The sequence below is a fragment of the Chitinophaga terrae (ex Kim and Jung 2007) genome (assembly GCF_900107795.1).
Lineage (GTDB): Bacteria > Bacteroidota > Bacteroidia > Chitinophagales > Chitinophagaceae > Chitinophaga > Chitinophaga terrae.
In genome coordinates, this window is the sequence record NZ_FNRL01000013.1 from 131,265 (window position 1) to 154,965 (window position 23,701).

Below are 23,701 nucleotides of genomic sequence, written 5' to 3' on the forward strand. Positions count from 1 at the left end.
AAATATGGTTATCGAAATCAAAGTCCCTACGGTAGGAGAATCTATTAGCGAGGTAACAATTGCGAAGTGGTTGAAGAAAGACGGAGACTATGTACAACAGGACGAGGTATTGTGCGAAATGGAATCTGAAAAGGCCACCTTCGAATTGAATGCAGAAAAGGCGGGTATCCTGAAGATAGCCCCCAATGCACAGGAAGGTGCAACTTTAAAGATCGGTGATGTAGCCTGCACAATTGATACTGACGCCGCAGCACCTGCTGCATCTGCAAGCGCCCCGGCTGCTGCTCCTGCTGCATCTGCAAGCGCCCCGGCTGCTGCTCCTGCTGCCGCTGCCGCGCCTGCCGCTGAAACTGCGCCTGCCGCTCCGGCTGTCAATAAAGGGACCATTGAAATGAAAGTGCCGACTGTCGGAGAGTCTATCAGCGAGGTGACTTTAATACAATGGTTGAAGAATGATGGTGATTATGTTGAGCGCGATGAAGTAGTTTGTGAACTGGAATCAGAAAAAGCAACCTTCGAACTGAATGCAGAAGAAGCTGGTGTGCTGATCACTGTTGCCAAACCAGGCGATACGTTAAAAATAGGTGATGTAGCTTGTAAGATCGATACCAGCGCTCCACGCCCTGCTGGTAAAGCAGCTCCTGCTGCCGCTCCGGCCGCGCCTTCGCAGGCAGCGCCACAGGCACAACAGGCGCCTGTTACAAGCATTCCTAATGATATAAAAGCAACCCCGGTTGCTGCTGCGGTACTGGCCGACAAACACGTAGACCCTACCAGCATCAAAGGCAGCGGCGCACACGGCAAGATCCTGAAAGACGATGTATATGCTGCCCTGCAAAACCCAGGCGTAGCTATCGGCCAGGAAATGTTCAGCCGCAACGAACGCCGCGAGAAAATGAGCAACCTGCGTAAAACGGTTTCACGTCGCCTGGTGGAAGCTAAAAATACTACCGCCATGCTGACTACCTTCAACGAGGTAGACATGACCGAAATCATGGCTTTACGTGCGAAATACAAAGAGCTGTTCAAAAAACAACATGATGTGAACCTGGGCTTCATGAGCTTCTTCACAAAAGCAGTTTGTTTCGCATTGCAGGAGTTCCCGGCAGTAAACGCGTATATCGACGGCGAAGAACTGGTATACCACGACTACTGTGATATCTCCATCGCCGTTTCTGCACCGAAAGGACTGGTAGTACCGGTTATCCGTAATGCAGAGAGCCTGGATATGGCAGGTATAGAAAAAGCAGTATTGACCTTGGCAACCAAAGCAAGAGACAATAAATTATCTATGGAGGAAATGACCGGAGGAACCTTCACCATTACAAACGGTGGCGTGTTCGGTTCTTTAATGAGCACTCCTATCATTAACATTCCTCAATCGGCTATCCTGGGTATGCATAAGATCCAGGACCGCCCGATGGCTATTAACGGACAGGTAGTGATCCGCCCGATGATGTACATTGCCCTGAGCTATGATCACCGTATCATCGATGGTCGTGAGTCGGTTAGCTTCCTGGTAAGGGTGAAAGAAATGCTGGAAAATCCGGAACAACTGTTGTTCGGTAAAGATCCGCTGAAAGCGTTACTGAAATTGTAATAAGCTGATTATAAAATAAAAGAGAGGTTGTGGAATATTATTCGGCAACCTCTCTTTTATTAAGGATGAGTGCTATGCAGAATATTTAATTTTTTGATTATGAATAACTTTTGCTATTTCATTACCAATGGTCGGAAGAACTGTGCTGTTTATAACTAGCAGGTTCGTTTGAATACAATTAAAATTATCCTAATTACGACATTGTTTAACCCTATTCGGCCAAGGCCGGTAAGCTTTATCTAATTTTACTTATTATGTGCACAAATACACTTTCGCCAGAAATCGTGCAGGAAATTGATTCGACATTATCGTCTATTGAACATACGGAGAAGTTAGTAATAGGATCAGATGAGCATCTTGATATTATTTTGGAGATCCGCCAAAGTTTTATTGAAATGTCTTCTAACCTTGTATCACTTACCGATCACATTGAATCAATGTTTGCTGTTATTAATATGGAGGCGGCCGAAAAGCTCATTGCTAAAGCTTTTCCCGTTTTCTCCATTGCAAATAAACTTGTAAAGGCGACGCTTGATATCCCGGAAATTTATAAATACGTCAGAGAACCTTTACAGCAGTTTGAACAAGAGGTGGATGGACTTTTTGAAATTATCGGCGATCTTGCCAGATATAAAGTGAGAAATAGCGATGATTATTCGTCATTTATTTTTTAATTATTAATTAGTAATCCATTGACCTCTTATTACACTATTTCCTCCGTTAGAGCTGGAATAGAAAAACTAAAGAAAACAAATAGCCATTCAAAATGTTGTGAGGATTTGTGTGAGGCGGTGGTAAAAGCGGAGGATATAGAATTTATTTTCTTGCTGACAGGAAAAATCAACGAATTACAATTCTTGCTTTTTATCCAAAGACCGGCAAGTTTGGTAAATCTGATCTTTCACGTGATGAGGAAAGAGCGTGTTTTGAACTTTATAAAAAGGAAAAGGATAATGATGCCTTAGTTGTACACGATATCTCAAATAAATTTGAATTTCAAAAATCCTGAGATAAACTAAATTAATCCAACCAACCCAAAGCCATCGCAAACAAACAGTCAAGATTATTGCACTCCGGTATTATCAACGCGACGAAGACTTGTCAATTTACCTTCTCCTAAAATAAACCACCACTCCATAGATCCCCGCCGCCAAACTTAACGCGAGCAAATAAAACGCTGGTACCACTGTTTCCGAAGGGAACATGACAAAATCAGCTTCCGGCAGGTATTTAAGGGCAACTGTTTCTCCCAGCCTGTGATGCTCACAGAAGGTACTTTTAACCTGCTTGGTATAAGTCTTACCTTCAAAGTAAAATTGTGCATAACGTGAAAGCCTGATTCCCTTACACTTTTCAGGCATTTTGGCTATTTGCATATCTACTACCACTCCATCCCGCTCCACTACATATTCCCGATAATTGATGACAGAAAAAAACAATGAAGTAAATACTAATATTATACCACCCCAGAGGTATAGCTTCATAAAAAACACTTTGTAAAATAACTATATATTATTAGCGCGTTTGATGACCAGTAGCTGATTGACAATGTTTATATCTCTGCTGCTATTATGCGAATGGGATATTGGTTAATTTCTGCTTCTCCTGGTTATCAACGGGTAAACAACTAGCTGTAGTTTTACAGCAGTAGCTAAGTTATACAATATTCCCGGTGTTTAAATAACCAACTAGTTGTATTTGACTATCTTCGCGTATGACCCGGTGGGAAAATTATCTATCAGCAGCAGAAAAGATCATCACTACTTATAATGGTAGCTTGCCGCTACATCATTTCCTGAAATCTTTTTTTAAGGAACATCCTTACATGGGAGGGAGAGACAGGCGTTGGGTGTCGCAACTGGTTTACGAGTATTTCCGGCTGGGACATTGGGGAAAAGACATGCCTGTTAAGGAGCGGATCATCTCAGGTGTTTTTCTCTGTAATACTTCAGACAACGATTTTCTCAGGGCAATCAACAGCAACTTAAACGACCAGGTTACTTTACCACTTAACGAGAAGATGCAGTTGCTGCCCGGGTCGATTACCCCTGAACAGCTTTTCCCCTGGACCAGAGCGCTGTCGGCCGATGTGGATGCCGGCGCTTTTACGACGGCGCTGCTAAAACAGCCCCGCCTATTCATCCGCGTTCGGGGTAACAGGTTAAATAAAGTGAAAGCCTTATTGGACAATGCAGCGATCAGTTACGATGTAATTGGTGATCAAACACTGTCTTTACCTAACAGTACAAAGATCGAATCCCTGTTGCCGGATAAAAGCTGGTACGAGATACAGGACGCCAGCAGCCAGGCTACAGGCGCTTTGTTTAAACCGCAAAAGGATGAGAAGTGGTGGGATTGCTGCGCCGCCAGCGGAGGGAAATCCATCTTGCTTAAGGATCAGCAGCCAGGCATACAATTACTGGCTTCCGATATCAGGAAATCAATATTGGAGAATCTCCGTCAACGTTTCGCTGCTGCCGGCATCAGGCAGTACGATACAATGGTGGCCGACCTGACAGCCGGTAATCTTCCAACGCTGTTAGGCAAACGCCAATTCGATGGCATCCTGCTGGATGCGCCCTGCAGCGGGTCGGGTACCTGGGGCCGCACACCTGAAAGCATTAGCTTTTTTAAAGAAGAGGAAATTGGCAGGTTTCAACAACTTCAGCAACGTATAGTGCAAAACGTGATACCCTTCCTGAAAAAGGGAGGAGTCCTGATCTATATTACCTGCTCTGTTTTCAGACAGGAGAATGAGGAAGTTATACAATTCATTGAACAGGTCAGTGGGTTGAGAAAGCAGGAAGGTGGGATCATACCCGGGTATGATAAAGGAGCAGATACCATGTTTGCCGTGCGCATGCAATAAAAAAGGTGAGCAGTTACGCTCACCAGTTTTATATCTATCTTATGAAATTAATTCTATTGGAAAAGAGGAGTACCTCGCTGAATAATACCGCCGCCCACTACATCATCTCCTTCATAGAACACAGCTGACTGGCCGGGGGCAATACCTTTTACATTTTCGAAGAAGGTAACTTTAACCTTGCCATCTACATTGTTGAGAGTACTTAATGCTCCTTTATCTTTATAGCGGATCTTTGTTACGGCTTCCATACCATCAGGAATAGATTCGTATTTACCCATATTGATACCGCTTACAAACATCTCGCTTTTCTGAAGTTCGTCTTCATCTCCCAACACTACGGTATTGGTTTCAGGAATGATCTCTGTTACGTAGATGGGCCTGCCCAGTGCGATCAGTCCTTTACGTTGGCCTACCGTGTAGAACGGGTAGCCGTTGTGTTGACCAACAATGGTGCCATCTGCCAGTACAAAATTTCCGCCTTTTACTTTTTCTTCCAACCCATCTACCTTCCTTTTCAGGAAACCGCGGTAGTCGTTGTCCGGAACAAAGCATATCTCGTAGCTTTCAGCTTTCTTGGCCAGTTCAGGATAACCGAAATCAAAAGCCATCTGGCGGATCTCAGTTTTCCGGTACTTACCTAGTGGCAGAAGCGTGCGTGACAAAACATCCTGGTCTATACCCCAAAGTACATAGCTCTGATCTTTTAACTCGTCTATTCCTTTGCTGATCACATACCTGCCATTATCGTGCTGCCGGATCTGCCCATAGTGGCCTGTTGCAATGAATTCGCAGTCCATGGCGTCGGCGCGTTTCATCAATGCGCGCCATTTTATATGGGTGTTGCACAGCACACAAGGGTTCGGTGTTCGACCTGCAAGGTATTCATCCACGAAGTTGTTTATAACGAAATCCCCGAATTCATCGCGAATATCCAGCACAAAGTGCGGAAATCCGTGATGCACCGCTGCTGCGCGGGCATCATTAAAAGAATCCAGGTTACAGCAGCCGGTTTCCTTTTTACTGGAGCCAGCGGAAGCATAATCCCAGGTTTTCATGGTAATCCCTACCACTTCATAACCCTGTTCATGCAACATTAATGCTGTAACAGTGCTGTCTATACCGCCACTCATGGCTACCAGCACCTTACCGTGCTTACTCATTTTCAAATTGTTTAAGAGCGCAAAATTACGTTAATTCCGCCCAATCACCATACCCCACCCATCAATCCTGACAATACCAGGATCAATTCTATTGATATATCTTCCATATTTAAAAAATATTAAAAATTCCTACGCCCTTATAGAATATTTTATTAGTTTTAGCCACCTTTTTAGCATAAATTAATCAGAATGCTACCAATTTTAAACAGCGCATATATACAGCGCAGCACAGATTCCAACGTTAACAAAGACGTTTTTTCCTACCCGGAAACTATCCTTCAATTCGGAACAGGCGTACTGTTACGCGGCTTGGTCGACTACCTGGTTGACAAAGGGAACCGAAACGGATCGTATAAGGGGCGTATTGTAGTCATTAAATCAACAGACGGTAGCACCAGCGAATTTTCAGAACAGGATAACCTATTCACTACCCATATCAAAGGCGTGGCCCAGGGAGAATTGGTTGATAATGTATTGATTAACAGTAGTATTAGTAGGGTTTTGCAATCGAATGCAGAATGGGAGAAAATCCTGGAAGCCGTCCACCAGCCTGCTTTACAGACAATTATTTCAAATACTACTGAAGTAGGTATCCAGTATGTGCCCGAACGGATAAAAGAAGGCGTTCCGGCCTCCTTTCCCGGCAAACTCCTGGCCCTGCTGTGGGAACGCTATCATTACTTCAAAGGAAGCTCCAATACCGGCTTTGTTATCGTACCTACCGAACTGGTTGTAGACAACGGCAGGCTGCTGAAAGAGATTGTGCTGCAGTTAGCCGCTTACAACGAATTGCCCCAGGGATTTACTGACTGGATTCATAAAGAGAACAGGTTTTGCAACTCGCTGGTCGACAGGATCGTACCCGGGAAGCCCCGCAACCTGGCAGAAATGGAAGAAAAGGCGGGGTACAGGGACCAGCTCTGGATAGAGGTAGAACCTTTCCTGTTATGGGCCATCGAGGGCGACGAACAGGTGAAATCCGTACTTTCTTTTCACCAGGCAGATGAAAGAATGCTGATAGCCGAAAGCATCACCCCATACAGGGAACAGAAGCTGCGCATCCTGAATGGCAGTCATACAGTTTCCGTACCACTGGCTTTCCTTAGCGGGCTGAATACCGTGTACGAAAGCATGAAAGACCCTTTCATGAACAGGTTCTTTAAAAAGGTGATCCTCGAAGAAATACTGCCTACCATAGAAAATGAGTGTCCTACCGCCCCGGCGTTTGCACAGGACGTACTGGACCGTTTCGCCAATCCTTTTATCGAGCATAAACTGATCAGCATTACCTTCCAGGAAAGTTCCAAAATGAACGCTAGAAATGTTAAAACCTTCCAGAGGTACCATGAGAAGTTTAATAAAGTTCCGCCTTATATGAGCCTGGGCTTTGCTGCAATGATATTATTCCTGCGGCCTGCCGGAAGGAAAGAAGATGGAAAATATTATGGGAACAGGGAGGCCGGCGAATATGTTATTACGGATGATAATGCCGCGATTTTTGCTGAGTATTGGCAAAATGCAACAGATATCCATACTTTAGTTTCTAAGATAGCTGCAGACAAACGCTTATGGGAAACAGACCTGACCGCTATTCCGGGTTTTGTTGCGGAAGTAACTTCCTGCCTGTCTGAGCTGAAAGAAAAAGGCGTCGCCGCTTTTATTCAATCGCAGCTTGAATTAAAATAATTATCGCTATGAAGCAATTTTTGTCAGAAGACTTTTTACTGCAAACGGAAACGGCTAAACGATTATATTTCGATTATGCTGCCAATATGCCAATTATCGATTATCATAATCACCTGCCTCCGGACCAGATAGCAGAAAATAAAACGTTTGCTAACCTGTACGAGATCTGGTTAAAAGGAGATCACTATAAATGGAGAGCGATGCGCGCCAATGGCGTAGCGGAAGAGTATATCACGGGAAATGCCGACGACTATACGAAATTCCGTCACTGGGCTGCTACTACTCCATATACCATGCGCAACCCGCTTTACCACTGGACGCACATGGAATTGCGCAACCCATTTGGCGTAACAGAGCTGCTGTCAGAAAAAACAGCGGAAAAGATCTATAACGACTGCAATGCACAGTTGCCGCAGTTCACCACCCAACGCCTGTTGCAGCATTTTAAAGTAGAAACGCTCTGCACAACCGACGACCCGGTAGATGATCTGAGCCATCATCAGCATATCGCCAATAAACCGTTTGGCGTCAGCGTATTTCCTACTTTCCGCCCCGACAGGGCAATGGCAGTAGATAACCCGGCGGTTTTCAACCAGTTCACAGACCAGTTATCGGCCGTTGCGAATACCAGTATCGAGAGCTTCGAACAATTGCTCGAGGCGCTGAAAGGGCGTCATGATCATTTTCATGCTGCCGGGTGCAGGCTTAGCGATCACGGGCTGAATACTTTTTATTTCGCCAATGCCAGTTCACAGGAACTGAACAACATATTCAGGAACGCAAGAAATCAGCAAGCTGCCAATCCATTGGAGAACGCGCAGTTTAAAACGGCTGTGCTGCTTGCAGTTGCAGAGTGGAATCACCAGGCCGGATGGGCGCAACAGTTCCACGTAGGCGCTATCAGGAATAATAATTCGAGGTTGCTTTCCAGGCTGGGCGCTGATGCAGGAGTGGATTCAATTGGCGACTGGCAGGTTGCTGAAGCCATGAGCCGCTTCTTTGATACATTAGATAAGAAAGAACGGCTGGCTAAAACCATCGTGTATAACCTGAACCCTGCGTACAATGAAGTGTTTGCTACTATGGCAGGCAACTTCCAGGATGGAGAAGTGCCGGGTAAAATACAGTTCGGATCTGGCTGGTGGTTCCTTGACCAGAAAGACGGGATGGAGAAACAGATGAATGCATTAAGCAATATGGGCTTGCTGAGCCGTTTTGTAGGAATGCTGACAGACTCCCGGAGTTTTCTTTCTTATTCAAGACATGAGTATTTCAGGCGCATTTTGTGCAATCTTATAGGCACGGATGTGGAAGAAGGAGAATTGCCGAATGATGTTGCCTGGTTAGGAAAGATGGTGCAGGATATTTGCTATTATAACGCTAAAGCATATTTTGAATTTTAATGAAACCCGTTAAAGTAATTACATTAGGGGAGATCCTGTTCCGGCTATCGCCAGACCTGGCCAACGATGCCGCCGCCATGTTCATTGGCGGAGCGGAGGCGAATGTAGCGGCCTCCCTGGCCCGTTGGGGAACAACAGTTGCGTATATCAGCAAACTGCCGGAGAATGGATTGTCTAAAGAGGTGGCGGCCCAGCTGGAGAAACGGGGAATTACCACCGACAGGATGTTGTACGGTGGCGAGCGTATAGGCGTGTATTACCTGGCGCAGGGAAGTGACCTGAAACATGCGGAAGTAGTATACGACCGGGCAAATTCTTCCTTCAGTAAAATTGCACCCGGAACGGTCGACTGGCAGTCATTACTACGGGATGCCAGCTGGTTGCACTGGAGCGCTATCACGCCTGCGCTGAATGAGAACATGGCAACCATCTGCAAGGAAATACTGGAAGCGGCATCGCGTTTGGGCATGACCATTTCAACAGATCTGAATTACAGGAGCAAGCTTTGGCAATACGGTCAGCATCCTGTTGCCGTAATGCCTTCGCTGGTCAATTATTGCGATGTGATCATGGGGAATATCTGGGCGGCTAATATGATGTTGGACACGCCATTAGATACTGATGCATTGGCTGCCAATACCAGGGAAGCATACCTGCAGCAGGCAGAGGTTGTATCTGCAGACCTGCTTAAACGCTATCCGCGTTGCAAGAGAGTGGCGTTCACGTTCCGGTTCAGTGACGGACCTACGCATAACCGTTACTACGCCTTTTACAACAACAGCAACGAGATCAGTATCTCTAAAGAATATGAAACCAATGAGGTGGCAGACCGGGTAGGGAGCGGGGATAGCTTTATGGCAGGACTGATCCATGCACAACTGAAGGGGGCAACAGACCAGGAGATCATTTCTTATGCAGCAGCGGCTGCCTATTCCAAATTTTTTGTGAGGGGGGATTTCAATACCACTTCTGAAAACGATATACTTAAACTTATTTAGTTATGGCTATTAGTGCAGATACCGTTATAGCCGCTTTTGAGCAGAGCCGTATCATCCCCGTGTTCTACCACGATGATGCAGACGTTTGCCTGGCGGTGATGCAGGCATGTTACGATGCAGGGCTGAGAGTTTTTGAATTCACCAGCCGGGGCGCCAATGCACGTCCGAATTTCGCGATCCTGAGAGATAAGAAACTGACAGATATGCCAGACCTCTACCTGGGGATAGGCACTATCAAACGGGCGGAGGATGCGGCAATTTATTCAGGAATGGGGGCGGATTTTATTGTAAGCCCTATCACAGATCCTGCAACAGCTGAGTATTGCCGCAGCGCAGATATTCTCTGGATCCCGGGGTGTATGTCGCCTACCGAAATTTCAGTAGCAGAAAAGCATCAGGCAAAGTTGGTGAAATTATTCCCGGGTAATGTGTTAGGTCCCGGCTATGTAAACGCTATCAAACCTTTGTTTCCTCAATTGAAATTTATGCCTACAGGCGGCGTGGAACCAACAGAGGAAAGCATGTCGGCCTGGTTTGCATCCGGCGTTGTTTGTGTTGGTATGGGTTCTAATCTCCTGTCAAAATCCCTTATTGAAAAGAAAGATTGGGGAGCGCTGAAAGAGAAAGTACTGCAATCGTTTGCATTTGTCAAAGGGATGAAGTAACTTATGGCCTAATATAAATTCCAAACGGATATAAATGAATTCCACAACTTTAGGTAAATACCGGTGGCGGGTATGCGCGCTCCTTTTTGTAGCCACTACGATCAACTATATCGACAGGCAGGTATTAGGATTACTGAAAACTGATCTATCAGCCGAATTTAACTGGACGGAAACGGACTACAGCAACCTTGTAATGGCCTTTTCTGCGGCCTATTCTATCGGATTGCTCTGTTTTGGCGCTTTAATAGACAGGATAGGCTCTAAATTAGGATATGCACTATCTATTGCTGTTTGGAGTTTTTCTGCGATGGCGCATGGTATCGTGCGCAGCACCCTGGGATTTGGAATAGTAAGATCGATCCTCGGAGTAAGCGAGGCAGGCAACTTTCCTGCTGCTATCAAAGCCACTGCAGAATGGTTCCCTAAGAAAGAACGTGCGTTGGCAACAGGCATATTCAACTCCGGCTCCAATATTGCAGCAGTAGTAGGCCCGGTACTGGTATACTGGCTGGCCCGCAACCACGGATGGAGAAGCGCATTTGTATGGACAGGCGCCATTGGATTTATCTGGTTGGTACTCTGGTGGGTATATTATGAAATACCCAGCAAGCATAAGAAATTAACAAAGGCGGAATACGATCATATTCATTCCGACGGTGAGGAAGAAGAAGTTGTTGTACAAAAAGTAAAATGGGTAAAATTACTGGGTATCAGGCAAACGTATGCATTCGTTTTCGGCAAATTGCTGACAGACCCTGTATGGTGGTTTTTCCTGTTCTGGTTGCCAGGTTACCTGGAATCTATCTTTCATATGGATCTGAAATCCAACCTGGGATTACCTATTATCATCATCTACTCTGTAACCAGCTTTGGCAGCATAGGAGGCGGGTGGCTATCGTCTCACCTGATCAAACGGGGATGGCCTGTTTTCAAGGCGAGAAAAACATCCATGCTGATATTCGCTATCTGCGTGGTACCGGTAATGCTGATCCAATACACATCTAATCTTTGGATCGCTATTGCGCTTATCAGCCTTGCCACCGCGGCTCACCAGGCCTGGTCTGCAACCATATTTACCACAGCATCGGATATGTTCCCTAAACGGGCAGTAAGCTCCGTAGTTGGAATAGGAGGCATGGCCGGATCTATTGGCGGTACCTTATTCCCCATAGTAATAGGCAGCATGTTAGACCACTACAAGCTACTGGGCAGCATTGGCGTTGGATACAACATCCTGTTCACCATGTGCGGGGTCGCCTATTTACTGGCCTGGGGCGTCATGCATTTGTTCGCTCCCAAAATGGAGCGCGTCACATTGTAGTTTCACGCGAGGTTTCACGCAAAGACGCAAAAGAAGCAAAGAGGCATAAGGATTTTATTAAGAATAATTGAGGAAATTAAGAAAGCAAAGGGAGCGAAGATTATGTTATATAGCATAACAGTCTTCGCTCCCTTTGCTTTCTTATTTTCCTTAAAATAATATCTTATGCCTCTTTGCTTCTTTTGCGTCTTTGCGTGAAACCTCGCGTGAAACTACAACGACACTCCACGTTTCCACGGAATAAAGTCATCCTGGTTCAGCTGCTCAGCTTTCGTATATACTTCCCCGCTGGCAGTCTTGATCACATATTCCAGTATTTCTTCTCCCATCTCTTCAATACTCTTTTCTCCACTGATAATAGTGCCGGTGTTGATATCGATGATATCTTTCATGCGGGTGGCCAGTTTGGTATTGGTGGCCAGTTTTACTACCGGGGCAATTGGGTTGCCGGTTGGAGTACCTAAACCGGTAGTGAACAGTACAACGTTTGCACCGGACCCAACTTCGGCGGAGGTGGACTCCACATCATTGCCCGGAGTGCAAAGCAGGTTTAAGCCTGGTTTGGTAACGTATTCTGTATAATCAAGAACATCAGTTACAGGCGAAGTACCGCCTTTCTTGGCTGCACCAGCCGATTTGATGGCATCGGTGATCAGGCCGTCTTTGATGTTGCCAGGGGAAGGGTTCATGTAAAAACCCGAACCAACTGACTGGGCCTGTGTTTCATAAGCCCGCATGATACGGATGAATTTATCGGAGATCTCCGTGGTCTGGCAACGATTGATCAGTTCCTGTTCTACACCGCACAATTCAGGGAATTCAGATAAAATGGAAGTACCGCCTAATGCTACCACTAAGTCGGATGTATGGCCTACAGCCGGGTTGGCAGAGATGCCGGAGAACCCGTCGGAACCGCCGCATTCCAGGCCTATCACCAGTTTAGACAGTGGGCTGGGTTGCCTGCTGATCTTATTGGCCTCCGTCAGCGCCAGGAAGGTATCTTTGATCGCTGCCGAAAGCATGGCAAATTCGGATGCGCTTTTCTGTTGTTCGTATACCAATACCGGCTTATTAAAATCAGGGTTCAGCTTTTTCAGCGATTGTTGCAGTATAGATACCTGGGCATGCTGGCAACCTAAACTCAATATGGTAGCTCCCGCAACATTGGAGTGATGGATATAACCGGCCAGCAATGCGCAAAGCGCATCTGAATCCTGCCGGGTGCCGCCACAACCTCCTTCATGAGTGAGGAATTTAATACCATCGATGTTCGGGAAAATTGTATTGCGTTTAGCCGTAGAGGTTAATTCCTCCGGCTGGTAGTTCTTAATTGCTTCCAGGTCGCCTTTTTTATAAAGCGCTACCAGGTCCTGCACCTGTTCGTTATACACTTCTGCGGGCGCAAATCCCAGCCCTTTTTCAAAGGCTGTTTTAATCACGCTTACGTTCCTGTTTTCACAGAAGACCAGCGGAATAACCAGCCAGTAGTTGCGGGTACCTACCTGGCCGTCGGCCCTGTGATAACCCATGAAAGTTTTGTTGGCCCATTTGCTGACATCAGGAGCTTTCCACTCTATTGACCCGTCTTTTTCGTGAAAGGAATTTGCATCGTGAACCACGTTCCCGGTATTGATACCGGCGCCTTTGGGAATAGGCTGATTGGCTTTGCCAACCAGTACGCCATACATGATGATATGATCGCCGGCCCCTACGTCTTGAATGAGGAATTTATGTTTAGCAGCAATGTTCTCTTGTAATTGGATGTTATGCCCGTTGTGAGAAATATTCATACCTGCCGGTAAGTCTTGTAAGGCTACCAGCACATTGTCGTCAGGATGTATTTGCAGATAAGTATTCATAGGGCTAAAGTAGTAAATATGGCAACCGGCTGGTGATACTATAATGTTAATCTGTGATGAGATTTTGTCTATTACTTTTCTATTACTATTGAAAGCAGGGCGCCGTAGCTGTTGTAATAAGGCTTAAATCCTTTATGGTAAAGAAGTTATGTATGCTTGCCGTTAATGTAAAAATTATGTAATCTCTTCTTTTAAAGAGTATCTTGTTTTAAAAAATAATTGTCATATGTACAGCACTAAGGCATTCCTTTTCTCGTTGTTGCTACTCTTTGCCGCACCCTGGAACAGGGCCAGGGGCCAGGATAAGACCCGGAACTTCCTTTATAAAGAATACCAGCGGGCAGGCGCCGAGAAAACGTTTGCAGACCTTCCCAATTTCAGGGAACAAAAACTGGCTGCTATTTCCAATGTTATCAAATCATTACCTCCTGCTGTTAAAGCCTCGTTGCTGGAGGCTGCCGACAAAGCGGCGCGTTTTACCTGGCCTTCCCTGACAGCCTCCGTATACCTGCAATACCGGGATAATGGGAATCGCATTAACTATGAAGACGCCCAGTTCCAAAGGCGTAAGGTACTTTCAGACCTGGTGGCGGGAGAACTGGCGGGAGGAAATGGAAAGTACATGCCACAGATCGTGAATGGGTTATGGCTGATGCTGGAAGAAAGTACCTGGGTATTGCCTGCCCATATCGGCGTACAGAAAGCGGGCAGCGGTTTGCCTGATCCTGCGGAGCCTATCGTTGACCTGTTTGCAGGTGAAACCGCCTCAACTATCAGCTGGACGCAGTTCCTGTTGCGAAAAGAGCTGGACAAGGTTTCGCCTATGGTGAATAAACGTATAGATTTTGAGCTGCAGCAACGTATCATCCAGCCTTTCCTGGCCAGGAACGATTTCTGGTGGATGGGCTTCAAGGGCGGGCAAATGAATAACTGGAACATCTGGATTAACACCAACATCCTGCAGGTAGCATTGCTTAACATCAATGACGAGGCAACAAGGAACAAGGTGATCGACAAAACTATCAGGAGCGCCGATTTCTTCCTGAACGGTTACCCGGCCGATGGAGGATGCGACGAAGGCCCTTCGTACTGGGGACATGCAGGCGGCAAACTGATAGAGTTTGTAAACTGGCTGCATATCGCGTCCGGCGCCCGGTTAAGCTGGGCTGATAATGAACTGGTTCATCGTATCGGCAGCTATATTTACAAAATGCATGTCGACAGCAACCGCTTTGTGAACTTCGCTGACGCTTCTGCCAGGACCATCCCGCCCCCACATGCAGTTTACCTGTTCGGGACGCAGTTCAGGGACAGCCTGTTGCTAAACTTTGGCGCCTACCTGGCTAAGCTGGAAAACCCGGACAGCAATAGTATCAAAAACCCTTCTCTCGCCTTCTTTATTTACAATTTAGAGAACAGGAGCGCCTGGCTATCTACTCCCGCCAGGGCGCCTTTTACAGCCGTTAACTGGTTGCCGGATCTGCAGGTTTTGTCGATGCGGTCAAAAGCCGGAACACCAGAGGGACTTTTCTTTGCCGCGCAGGGAGGCCATAACGCCGAAAGCCACAACCATAACGATGTAGGCAATTTTGTGCTGTATATGAACGGAAAGCCGGCCATTATTGATGTGGGCGTTGGTACATATACGAAGCAGACATTCAGCGCCGACAGGTATAAGTTATGGTTTATGCAATCGCAATGGCATAATTGTCCTACAGTGAATGGCGTACAACAGCAAGCCGGCAGGCAGTTTCGGGCTAAGGATGTGAATTTCTCAAAGAACCAGCTCAGCATGGATATAGCAGCGGCATATCCTTCTACGGCCGCTGTAAAGCAATGGAAACGCACCTTTACATTTAACGGGTCCCACGAATCGCTGCAACTGGACGATCAATGGGAGCTAACGGAATACAAGGCGCCTACGGTACTGCATTTTATGACGGCTATAGATCCCGATACCAGCCAGGCAGGAAAGATTGTGCTTCGCGACGCTTCCGTTGCATTGCAAATGAGTTACAATGCCACCGATTATGTATTGCAGGTGGAGCGGCAGGAGGTAGCAGACCGGCGTCTTTCTCCCGTATGGGGCGACCATGTGAACAGGATAACGCTGCAGCCTAAAAGCCAGGCTGTAAAGGGCAAAAGCAGGATCTTATTCGAGATAAAGAAGAAATAAACAGTGTATTTAACAAAGCCTTTTTGAAAAAATGCCTTGATTTTTGCAAACGTTTGCATTAATTTCGGGACTCAGCTAATTTTCAAAAAATCACAGGTCATTATATGCATACCACGTATGAGTCAAGATATGCCAACAGCCCGGCAGCGGTAAAGCAGATGGATACCGCACAATTAAGACAGGAATTTTTAATAGAACGGGTATTTGAGCCAGATACCTGCAGGTGGACATACTCCCATTACGACAGGTACATGGCCGGCGGAGCAATGCCTGTTACGGGGCCGCTTGCGCTTGAAACTATAGATCCGCTGAAATCCAATTTCTTCCTGGAAAGAAGGGAGTTAGGGATTATCAACGTAGGCGGAGCCGGTGTGGTAGAAGTGGATAATACCCGTTTCGAGCTTGGTTTCAAAGAAGCCTTGTATATCGGGAAAGGCGTAGAGAAAGTAGTGTTTCACAGTGTGGATAAACAGCAGCCGGCGAGGTTCTATTTAAATAGTACGCCTGCGCACCATACCTATCCTACCCGCAAGGTTTCCAAACAGGATGCGGAGGTAGTGACCCTGGGCGCGCTGGAAACTTCCAATCACCGTACTATCAATAAATTGCTCGTGAACAGCGTGTTGGAAACCTGCCAGTTGCAGATGGGAATGACAGAGCTGAAGCCTGGCAGCGTATGGAACACCATGCCGGCGCATACGCACGACAGGAGAATGGAGGTATACTTTTATTTTGAAGTACCGGAAGGGCAATCCGTTTGTCACTTTATGGGGCAGCCGCAGGAAACACGGCATATCTGGATGCAGAATGAGCAGGCGGTGATCTCTCCGCCCTGGTCTGTACACTCAGGAGCCGGTACCAGCAACTACACCTTTATTTGGGGCATGGCAGGCGAAAATCTCGACTACGGGGATATGGACCACTGCCGTATCAATGAGCTACGTTAACGAACAGATAATTCCACTATTATGAAAAAGAAACTAGGCAGCCTGCTGACTTTAGCTTTGCTGACTTCTTTGGTAAAAGCGCAACAACCCGTTACTTATACTGCGCCGCAGATCATCCAGCAAATGGAGAAAGTGGCAAACTGGCAATGGCAGCGGCTCGACAGGGGCTGGACCCATCCGCCTACCGACTGGACCAATGGCGCTATGTATGCCGGTATGATGGTATTGGCAGAAGTAACGGATAAACCATATTATATTAACAGGTTAGTAGAAGTCGGAAAAGGAAATAACTGGAACACGGGGCCTGAAAGGTTCTTTGCAGATGAATACTGCGTTGGCCAGTTATACTCACAGCTTTATACGCTTTACCACGACCCGCAGATGATCGCGAAATGGCGGGCCCTGGCCGACAGCGTTGTAGCGGCGCCCCATACAGAATCGCTGGAATGGAAGAATAATATTCACCGGCGGGAATGGGCCTGGTGCGACGCGCTGTTTATGGGCCCGCCAGCCCTGGCATACCTCAGTACTGCAACCAACGATCCCCGTTATATAGAAACCGCTTCCCGGCTTTGGTGGAAAACAACAGACTACCTGTACAATAAACAGGATAGCCTGTATTACCGCGATGGCAGTTATATAGGGAAGAAAGAACAAAACGGCGCCAACGTGTATTGGAGCCGTGGAAACGGCTGGGTGCTGGGGGGATTGGTAAGAATGCTGAACAACCTGCCAGCCGGGCATCCAGACAGGCCAAAGTTCATAGACCTGTACAAACAGATGGCTTACCGCATCAAACGTTTGCAGACAGCAGATGGTACCTGGCATGCAAGTTTGCTGGACCCTGCCAACTACCCGGCGAAAGAGACCAGCGGAACCGGCTTTTTCGTATATGCGTTAATGTGGGGTATCAACAATAAGGTGTTGCCGGCATCGGAGTTCCTGCCGGTGGTGCAACATGGTTGGGATGCATTGGTGAATTGCGTACAACCCAGCGGTAAACTGGGTTTTGTACAGGCGATAGGAGCGGCTCCCGGCAAAGCAACGGCCGATGATACTGAAGTATATGGCGTTGGCGCTTTCCTGCTGGCAGGTTCCGAAGTGCTTCGCTATACCCTTGACCAGCATCCGCTGCCCGGGTTTACCATAACAAACAAAACAGGATTGCACAGGATGGAGGAGGTAATAGAAATACCTTACCAGCAATTTGCATCCAAACTGCCAAAAGGGAAAAAAGACCAGGCGTTTAAACTGGTTGATAGGGTAAGAGATATTGAAGTCCCTTATCAATTGGCGTATGAAGGAAAGAAGACGCCACAGAAAATATTGCTCTTAGGCAATCTGCCTGCTGCCGCCTCGCTGGAAGTAGGTATTGAAGAAGGTAAGCCGGCCGCAGTTACCCCACGGGCTTATGGCCGGTATGTACCGGAACGGAAAGACGACTATGCCTGGGAAAACGATCGCATGGCCTACCGGATGTACGGGAAAGCTTTGGAGCAGGTACCCAATGAAATGGCGCACGGCATCGACGTATGGGCTAAACGAACAACAGATATGGTGATCAACACCTGGTATAAGCTGGACAACTACCATCACGATAACGGGCAGGGACTGGATTATTACAGCGTAGGACTGACCCTGGGGGCCGGCGATACCGCGCCTTACGGGAAGGATTCTATCTACTACCCTAAAAATTACAGGCAATGGAAAACGCTCGACAATGGCCCGCTCCGTACAACGTTTGCATTGACTTACGACAGCTGGATGGCAGGAAATACAGCGGTTACCGTCACCAAAACCATTACGTTGGATGCAGGCTCGCAGTTGAACAAAATGGAGATGCAGTTCAGCTTTAAAGGAGATTCGTTACCGGTAGTAACGGGTATTGTTAAACGAAAAGAACCCGGAACGATATTGCTGGATGAGGTGAACGGAGTAATGGGGTATTGGGAGCCGCAGCACGGGCCGGATGGGACTATCGGCACGGGATGCGTGTTCACAACTCCCGGGCTTTTGAAAACAGACCAGGTACATGTTTCAAGGGCCGGTAAAGCAGTCAATAAAGAACCTTATACTTATTATTTCGGGGCGGCCTGGAATAAAGGCGGAAATATCACTTCGGCAGCCGACTGGTTCAACTACCTGCAAACCTATGCACAAAAATTAAAAGAACCACTAATCATAAGATAATGACAGCGTTATTTGACCTGAAAGGAAAAACGGCCCTGGTAACGGGTTGTAAAAGAGGAATTGGCAAAGCGATGGCGGTGGCGCTGGCGGAAGCCGGCGCCGATATTATAGGCGTTTCCGCGTCGCTGGAACTGCAGGGAAGCGAGGTAGAGAAAGAGGTTTCCGCCCTGGGAAGAAAGTTTCATGCTTACCAGTGCGATTTCAGCAACCGCGAGGCTTTATACCGGTTTATTACCGAAGTAAAGGCAGCTTACCCGGTTATTGATATCCTTGTGAATAACGCGGGAACTATATTGCGAAAACCGGCGGCAGAACATCCCGACGAATATTGGGACGAAGTAATTGATACCAACCTGAATGCCCCTTTCATACTGACCAGGGAAATCGGAAAAAGAATGACGGAGCAAGGTAGCGGAAAGATTATCTTTACAGCCTCCCTGCTAACCTTCCAGGGGGGAATAAATGTTCCGGGGTATGCAGCCAGTAAAGGCGCTGTTGGTTCGCTGGTGAAAGCATTTGCCAACGAATGGGCTTCGAAAGGCGTTAATGTGAATGCCATTGCTCCCGGTTACATAGCCACAGACAACACCGCAGCATTGAGAGCGGATGAAAAACGCAGTCAATCCATCCTCGACCGGATACCGGCCGGCAGATGGGGCGAACCGCGGGATTTCGCAGGACCGGTTGTATTCCTGGCTTCCAGGGCTGCTGATTATGTTCATGGCACTATTCTCACCGTAGATGGCGGTTGGATGGGAAGATAACCATAGCATTTTAATGACCTTTCAATGAGCAAGCGTTCTGAAAAAACAATTGTAGATATAGCGGAAGAACTGAATCTTTCTGTTTCAACCGTTTCCCGGGCGCTGAACGATAATCCCAATATCAGTATCCGCACCAAGGAGAAAGTGAAGAAAATGGCCCGTAAAATGGGCTACAGGCCTAATGCCCTGGCTGCCGGGTTAAGAAGCAGCAAAAGTAAAACGATAGGGCTCATCGTGCCCCGTATTTCCATGTTCTTTCCGGCTGCCATCAGCACCATTATCCAGAACAAATTGCAGGAGTACGGCTATAACCTGATCATCTGCCAGTCGAACGACAGTTATGAACAGGAAATCGCTCTCGTTAATACCCTGTATTCGGCAAGGGTAGATGGGCTGGTGGTTTCTACCACGCTCTATACCACTGATTTCTCCCATTTTGATGTATTCAGGGATAATAATATTCCCCTTGTATTCTTTGACCGGGTACCTAAAGATTACGGGGTAAAAGTGATCAAGGGAGATGATCAGCTGGGAGGATACCTGGCCACTTCGCATTTGATAGAACGGGGGTGCCGGGATATTGTACACATATCAGGACCGCTTTCCAGTAACCTGTATGTGGAAAGAGTGGCGGGGTATAAGAAAGCCCTGAAGCAACACTCGCTGCCTGTGCGCAAAGACCGGCTGTTCTACCAGGAACTCTCGCGGGATCATGCCTGGCAGACCTGCGAAAAGATATTCGCCGGCAAACCATACCCCGATGGCATCTTTGCCTCCAACGATACCACTGCCATTACGATAATGGAATATTGCAGGAAGATCAATATCCGGATACCGGAAGACCTGAAGATCGTTGGATACTCGAATGATCCCCGTACGGAGATCATCACTCCCGCTATTTCCAGCGTAGACCAATACCCGGCAATGATGGGAGAACGGGTGGTAGCTGCCTTAATGGACATGATCAACGCCACTACGCCTTCAACTGGATTTTCGCAGGAAATAATACCTATTCAACTGATCGCCAGGGAGTCGTCTGCCGGGCAGATGAAAACCAAAGGGAAAAAGAAGTAGATAAACTTTAATCCGCGTTATTATGAAGAAACTAACTTATGCTGTATGTAGCTTTTTACTTGTTTGTATGCAAACGTATGCACAGGTGGGAACGGCTGACAAGGAATTACTCTCCAAAGCTGATGCCGCCCTGCAGTTAGCCGCCCGTCAATATAAAGGAATGGCGGCAACGCTGCCCGATAATGTGCTGCCAAGAACCACCAACAGCAAAGACGGAAACCTTATGACCTCCGACTCTGAATGGTGGACATCCGGTTTTTACCCCGGTACCAACTGGTATCTTTTCGAATACACAAAAGACCCGGCTTTTAAAACAGAAGCGCTGAAACGTATGGAGCTGGTAAAAAAAGAACAATACAACACCCGGACCCATGACCTGGGATTCATGATGTACTGTTCTTTTGGAAACGCCCTCCGGCTCACCGGCGATACCGGTTATAAAACCATCCTGCTTACAAGCGCAAAGTCTTTATCCACACGTTTTAATCCAACTGTCGGTTGCATCAAATCCTGGGACCATGGTACCTGGAAATTCCCTGTGATCATCGATAATATGATGAACCTCGAATTGCTCAACTGGGCCAGCCGGACAAGCGGAGATCCTTCTTACGCAAAAATTGCCCGTATTCACTCGAATACAACTATAAAACATCATTTCCGTCCTGATTACAGTTCTTACCATGTGGTAGATTACGACCCGGCTACCGGGAAAGTGAATGAAAGGAAAACTCACCAGGGCGCCGCCGATAGCTCCGCCTGGGCGAGAGGGCAAGCCTGGGGGCTGTATGGCTACACGATGATGTACCGCGATACAAAAGACAAGGCCTATCTTACCCAGGCAAAAAAGATCGCTGATTTCATCCTGAACCATCCACGCCAGGCGCCTGACATGGTTCCGTACTGGGACTACGACGCGCCGGGCATTCCTGATGTGCCGCGTGATGCTTCCGCCGCCGCAGTTACAGCTTCCGCACTGCTTGAATTGAGCGCCTACGCCGGCAAAACCGATGGGAAACGCTATTGGGCAGCCGCAGAGAAGATCCTTCATGCATTATGCAGCGACCGGTACCTGGCAAAAGAAGGTAGCAATAACCACTTTATTTTAATGCACAGTGTAGGATCTTATCCTCATCGTTCGGAAGTGGATGTTCCGCTGACCTATGCAGATTATTATTTCGTAGAAGCTTTATTGCGTTACAAAAACATGGCGAAAGGATGATGAACAGGCGTTCTTTCTTAACAGCAATTCCCCTGGCAGGGATGGCAACAGTGGTTGGGAGTAATCCTGCCGTGCAGGCTGCCGCTGCGCCGCCTTTATCCGACCGGGAGTATAATGTAAAACTGCTGCTTCGTATAGCTGATCCCGTTATTACGCAGCTTAGCCGGGGGAAGTTGAAGGCAACCATGCCAACAGAAGTGGCTCCCCATTATGGCAAACCTGTTGAAAAGGTTACCTACCTGGAGGCCTTTGGGAGAACCCTGGCAGGTTTGGCCCCATGGCTGGAGCTGGGCGCTGACTCTTCTGCCGAAGGCAGGCAACGCGAAAAGATGGGTAAGCTGGCAAGGCAGGCAATAGCGATGGCGGTAGATCCGGCCTCGCCCGATTACATGAACTTTACGGGCAAGTACGATGCGCAACCGTTGGTAGACGGGGCTTTCCTGGCCCATGGCCTGCTTCGTGCGCCTGAAACGCTTTGGCGCGGGTTATCTTCCAGCACCCGGTCGCAGGTTGTAGACGCCCTGACCAGCCTGCGAAGCATTAAACCGGGGAACAACAACTGGCTGCTTTTCTCCGCCATCATCGAAGCAATGTTGCTGCAGTTTGGCGCAGAATGGAAACGCGAGCCGGTAGACCTGGCCGTACAGAAGATGGAAGAATGGTATAAAGGTGATGGAATGTATGGAGATGGGGCAGCATTCCACTTCGACTATTACAACTCTTTTGTTATTCACCCCATGTTGGTGGATGTGCTGAAAGTAATGACAGAAAAACAGGTATACCCTGCAGCGACGTATGATAAAGCATTTAAAAGGATGCAGCGTTACAGCGCAATACTGGAACGGCAGATATCGCCGGAGGGTACTTTCCCGGTAGTAGGCAGGTCTATGCCCTACAGGAATGCAGCTTTCCAGGCACTGGCACAGGTAGCGCTGGCCGATAAACTGCCGGAAGATATTCTACCTGCGCAGGTAAGATGCGCACTAACGGCTGTGAATAAACGCTTATTTGAGGCCCCGGGAACTTTCAATAAAAATGGTTGGCTGCAATTGGGTGTATGCGGGCATCAGCCGTCCCTTGCCGATGTGTATACTTCTACGGGAAGTTTATATCTCTGCACTACCGGTTTCCTGGCATTGGGCCTGCCAGCCGCTCACCCGTTCTGGGCGGCGCCTGCCGCTTCCTGGACATCAAAAAAAGTATGGAGTGGGGAACTGGTAGAAAAAGACCACGCAATTAACTTTTAAGAGGGCATACCCAGGTCCAGCGCCTGGGTGCCGTCTTCATTCAGCCACTTTTCATAAACCAGCCGTACTGGCTTATATTGCAGGGTATCCAGGAGCTGCTGCATCCTGTGATTGTTGGTAAGGGTATATCTTACGATTCTCCTTACCCCCTTCGCTATAAAGATCTTCTCCAGTTCTTCATTCAATCGCCTGTAAATACCCTGGCGCCGGTATGTTTCCTGCACATAGCCGTCGGAAACATACAATGTATCGCCCGTATAGGCTTCTATCCTGCTGTCGTCGGCTTCTTCCAGGTACCCGAAAATAAACCCTGCAGGCAATCCATCAACATAAGCCATCAAACAAACGCCATCACATTCTTCCTGCATTGAAATCACATGCCGGAGATAGTTTTCTGAAATACTGTCCCAGCTTGCCGTTTGGGCAAAGAAACTTTTTTCGGAAACATGCAGTTCCCTCATTAACTGGTCCATTACTGCATAATGTTCCCTGATCTTTATTGGGCTGATAGAAATATTCATGT

General features: G+C 47.4%; 19 protein-coding genes. 15 read left to right on the forward strand and 4 right to left on the reverse strand.

Features of this window, described 5'->3' with window-relative positions:
- Positions 1 to 4 precede the first annotated feature (4 nt).
- Positions 5 to 1,600: a 2-oxoglutarate dehydrogenase complex dihydrolipoyllysine-residue succinyltransferase gene (gene odhB, locus BLV62_RS15450; protein ID WP_089762865.1), complete on the forward strand. Its 1,596-nt coding sequence runs from the start codon at positions 5 to 7 to the stop codon at positions 1,598 to 1,600.
- A gap of 254 nt (positions 1,601 to 1,854) precedes the next feature.
- Positions 1,855 to 2,274, forward strand: a complete 420-nt coding sequence (locus BLV62_RS15455; RefSeq protein ID WP_089762866.1) for a hypothetical protein — start codon at positions 1,855 to 1,857, stop codon at positions 2,272 to 2,274.
- 432 nt (positions 2,275 to 2,706) lie between these two features.
- On the opposite strand, the gene BLV62_RS15465 is transcribed toward BLV62_RS15455, so the two are convergent.
- On the reverse strand, positions 2,707 to 3,084 hold the full coding sequence (locus BLV62_RS15465) for a hypothetical protein (protein WP_089762868.1): 378 nt from the start codon (positions 3,082 to 3,084) through the stop codon (positions 2,707 to 2,709).
- A gap of 230 nt (positions 3,085 to 3,314) precedes the next feature.
- Between BLV62_RS15465 and BLV62_RS15470 the strand changes: the two genes are divergently transcribed.
- Positions 3,315 to 4,469, forward strand: a complete 1,155-nt coding sequence (locus BLV62_RS15470) for an RsmB/NOP family class I SAM-dependent RNA methyltransferase (RefSeq protein WP_089762869.1) — start codon at positions 3,315 to 3,317, stop codon at positions 4,467 to 4,469.
- Between the two features lie 53 nt (positions 4,470 to 4,522).
- Here the strand turns inward: BLV62_RS15470 and mnmA are convergent, their stop codons facing one another.
- Positions 4,523 to 5,629, reverse strand: a complete 1,107-nt coding sequence (gene mnmA / locus BLV62_RS15475; protein ID WP_089762870.1) for a tRNA 2-thiouridine(34) synthase MnmA — start codon at positions 5,627 to 5,629, stop codon at positions 4,523 to 4,525.
- A 189-nt stretch (positions 5,630 to 5,818) separates the two neighbouring features.
- On the opposite strand from mnmA, the gene BLV62_RS15480 reads away from it, so the two are divergent.
- From BLV62_RS15480 to BLV62_RS15500, 5 genes are read left to right on the forward strand one after another with little or no spacing between them, the layout of a single operon-like run.
- The gene (locus tag BLV62_RS15480) at positions 5,819 to 7,315 is read left to right on the forward strand and encodes a tagaturonate reductase (protein WP_089762871.1); all 1,497 of its coding nucleotides are present in this window, start codon (positions 5,819 to 5,821) and stop codon (positions 7,313 to 7,315) included.
- 8 nt (positions 7,316 to 7,323) lie between these two features.
- Positions 7,324 to 8,718, forward strand: coding sequence for a glucuronate isomerase (uxaC, locus tag BLV62_RS15485; RefSeq protein ID WP_089762872.1), 1,395 nt, complete (start codon positions 7,324 to 7,326; stop codon positions 8,716 to 8,718).
- Positions 8,718 to 9,716, forward strand: a complete 999-nt coding sequence (locus BLV62_RS15490; protein WP_089762873.1) for a sugar kinase — start codon at positions 8,718 to 8,720, stop codon at positions 9,714 to 9,716. The genes uxaC and BLV62_RS15490 overlap by 1 nt, the downstream gene beginning before the upstream one ends.
- A 2-nt stretch (positions 9,717 to 9,718) precedes the next feature.
- Entirely contained in the window at positions 9,719 to 10,381 is a 663-nt protein-coding gene (locus BLV62_RS15495; protein WP_089762874.1) for a beta/alpha barrel domain-containing protein, read from the forward strand.
- 34 nt (positions 10,382 to 10,415) lie between these two features.
- Entirely contained in the window at positions 10,416 to 11,702 is a 1,287-nt protein-coding gene (locus tag BLV62_RS15500; RefSeq protein WP_089762875.1) for an MFS transporter, read from the forward strand.
- A gap of 212 nt (positions 11,703 to 11,914) precedes the next feature.
- On the opposite strand, the gene BLV62_RS15505 is transcribed toward BLV62_RS15500, so the two are convergent.
- Positions 11,915 to 13,561, reverse strand: coding sequence for a UxaA family hydrolase (locus tag BLV62_RS15505; protein ID WP_089762876.1), 1,647 nt, complete (start codon positions 13,559 to 13,561; stop codon positions 11,915 to 11,917).
- Positions 13,562 to 13,787: 226 nt separating this feature from the next.
- Between BLV62_RS15505 and BLV62_RS15510 the strand changes: the two genes are divergently transcribed.
- The 7 genes from BLV62_RS15510 (at position 13,788) to BLV62_RS15540 (ending at position 23,178) form a co-directional block, all read left to right on the forward strand.
- Positions 13,788 to 15,737 carry a heparinase II/III domain-containing protein gene (locus BLV62_RS15510; RefSeq protein ID WP_089762877.1) on the forward strand — a complete coding sequence of 650 codons (1,950 nt, stop codon included), beginning with the start codon at positions 13,788 to 13,790 and terminating at the stop codon, positions 15,735 to 15,737.
- 104 nt (positions 15,738 to 15,841) lie between these two features.
- Complete coding sequence (kduI, locus tag BLV62_RS15515; RefSeq protein WP_089762878.1) at positions 15,842 to 16,684, forward strand: 5-dehydro-4-deoxy-D-glucuronate isomerase; 843 nt, start codon at positions 15,842 to 15,844, stop codon at positions 16,682 to 16,684.
- A gap of 21 nt (positions 16,685 to 16,705) precedes the next feature.
- Complete coding sequence (locus BLV62_RS15520; RefSeq protein WP_089762879.1) at positions 16,706 to 18,874, forward strand: glycoside hydrolase family 88 protein; 2,169 nt, start codon at positions 16,706 to 16,708, stop codon at positions 18,872 to 18,874.
- The gene (gene kduD, locus BLV62_RS15525) at positions 18,874 to 19,638 is read left to right on the forward strand and encodes a 2-dehydro-3-deoxy-D-gluconate 5-dehydrogenase KduD (RefSeq protein ID WP_089762880.1); all 765 of its coding nucleotides are present in this window, start codon (positions 18,874 to 18,876) and stop codon (positions 19,636 to 19,638) included. Before BLV62_RS15520 ends, kduD begins: the two co-directional genes overlap by 1 nt.
- A gap of 24 nt (positions 19,639 to 19,662) precedes the next feature.
- Complete coding sequence (locus BLV62_RS15530; RefSeq protein WP_089762881.1) at positions 19,663 to 20,712, forward strand: LacI family DNA-binding transcriptional regulator; 1,050 nt, start codon at positions 19,663 to 19,665, stop codon at positions 20,710 to 20,712.
- Between the two features lie 22 nt (positions 20,713 to 20,734).
- The gene (locus BLV62_RS15535; protein ID WP_089762882.1) at positions 20,735 to 21,931 is read left to right on the forward strand and encodes a glycoside hydrolase family 88 protein; all 1,197 of its coding nucleotides are present in this window, start codon (positions 20,735 to 20,737) and stop codon (positions 21,929 to 21,931) included.
- Positions 21,928 to 23,178, forward strand: a complete 1,251-nt coding sequence (locus BLV62_RS15540) for a DUF2264 domain-containing protein (RefSeq protein WP_225889684.1) — start codon at positions 21,928 to 21,930, stop codon at positions 23,176 to 23,178. Before BLV62_RS15535 ends, BLV62_RS15540 begins: the two co-directional genes overlap by 4 nt.
- Here the strand turns inward: BLV62_RS15540 and BLV62_RS15545 are convergent.
- Positions 23,175 to 23,699 carry a GNAT family N-acetyltransferase gene (locus BLV62_RS15545; RefSeq protein ID WP_089762883.1) on the reverse strand — a complete coding sequence of 175 codons (525 nt, stop codon included), beginning with the start codon at positions 23,697 to 23,699 and terminating at the stop codon, positions 23,175 to 23,177. The two genes, BLV62_RS15540 and BLV62_RS15545, sit on opposite strands and share 4 nt — an antisense overlap.
- Between the last annotated feature and the right edge of the window lie 2 nt (positions 23,700 to 23,701).

Bases quoted from the DNA above. Each gene is read 5' to 3' on its own strand.
- odhB (WP_089762865.1), top strand. From the start codon at position 5: ATGGTTATCGAAATCAAAGTCCCTACGGTAGGAGAATCTATTAGCGAG.
- BLV62_RS15455 (WP_089762866.1), top strand. From the start codon at position 1,855: ATGTGCACAAATACACTTTCGCCAGAAATCGTGCAGGAAATTGATTCG.
- BLV62_RS15465 (WP_089762868.1), bottom strand. From the start codon at position 3,084: ATGAAGCTATACCTCTGGGGTGGTATAATATTAGTATTTACTTCATTG.
- BLV62_RS15470 (WP_089762869.1), top strand. From the start codon at position 3,315: ATGACCCGGTGGGAAAATTATCTATCAGCAGCAGAAAAGATCATCACT.
- mnmA (WP_089762870.1), bottom strand. From the start codon at position 5,629: ATGAGTAAGCACGGTAAGGTGCTGGTAGCCATGAGTGGCGGTATAGAC.
- BLV62_RS15480 (WP_089762871.1), top strand. From the start codon at position 5,819: ATGCTACCAATTTTAAACAGCGCATATATACAGCGCAGCACAGATTCC.
- uxaC (WP_089762872.1), top strand. From the start codon at position 7,324: ATGAAGCAATTTTTGTCAGAAGACTTTTTACTGCAAACGGAAACGGCT.
- BLV62_RS15490 (WP_089762873.1), top strand. From the start codon at position 8,718: ATGAAACCCGTTAAAGTAATTACATTAGGGGAGATCCTGTTCCGGCTA.
- BLV62_RS15495 (WP_089762874.1), top strand. From the start codon at position 9,719: ATGGCTATTAGTGCAGATACCGTTATAGCCGCTTTTGAGCAGAGCCGT.
- BLV62_RS15500 (WP_089762875.1), top strand. From the start codon at position 10,416: ATGAATTCCACAACTTTAGGTAAATACCGGTGGCGGGTATGCGCGCTC.
- BLV62_RS15505 (WP_089762876.1), bottom strand. From the start codon at position 13,561: ATGAATACTTATCTGCAAATACATCCTGACGACAATGTGCTGGTAGCC.
- BLV62_RS15510 (WP_089762877.1), top strand. From the start codon at position 13,788: ATGTACAGCACTAAGGCATTCCTTTTCTCGTTGTTGCTACTCTTTGCC.
- kduI (WP_089762878.1), top strand. From the start codon at position 15,842: ATGCATACCACGTATGAGTCAAGATATGCCAACAGCCCGGCAGCGGTA.
- BLV62_RS15520 (WP_089762879.1), top strand. From the start codon at position 16,706: ATGAAAAAGAAACTAGGCAGCCTGCTGACTTTAGCTTTGCTGACTTCT.
- kduD (WP_089762880.1), top strand. From the start codon at position 18,874: ATGACAGCGTTATTTGACCTGAAAGGAAAAACGGCCCTGGTAACGGGT.
- BLV62_RS15530 (WP_089762881.1), top strand. From the start codon at position 19,663: ATGAGCAAGCGTTCTGAAAAAACAATTGTAGATATAGCGGAAGAACTG.
- BLV62_RS15535 (WP_089762882.1), top strand. From the start codon at position 20,735: ATGAAGAAACTAACTTATGCTGTATGTAGCTTTTTACTTGTTTGTATG.
- BLV62_RS15540 (WP_225889684.1), top strand. From the start codon at position 21,928: ATGATGAACAGGCGTTCTTTCTTAACAGCAATTCCCCTGGCAGGGATG.
- BLV62_RS15545 (WP_089762883.1), bottom strand. From the start codon at position 23,699: ATGAATATTTCTATCAGCCCAATAAAGATCAGGGAACATTATGCAGTA.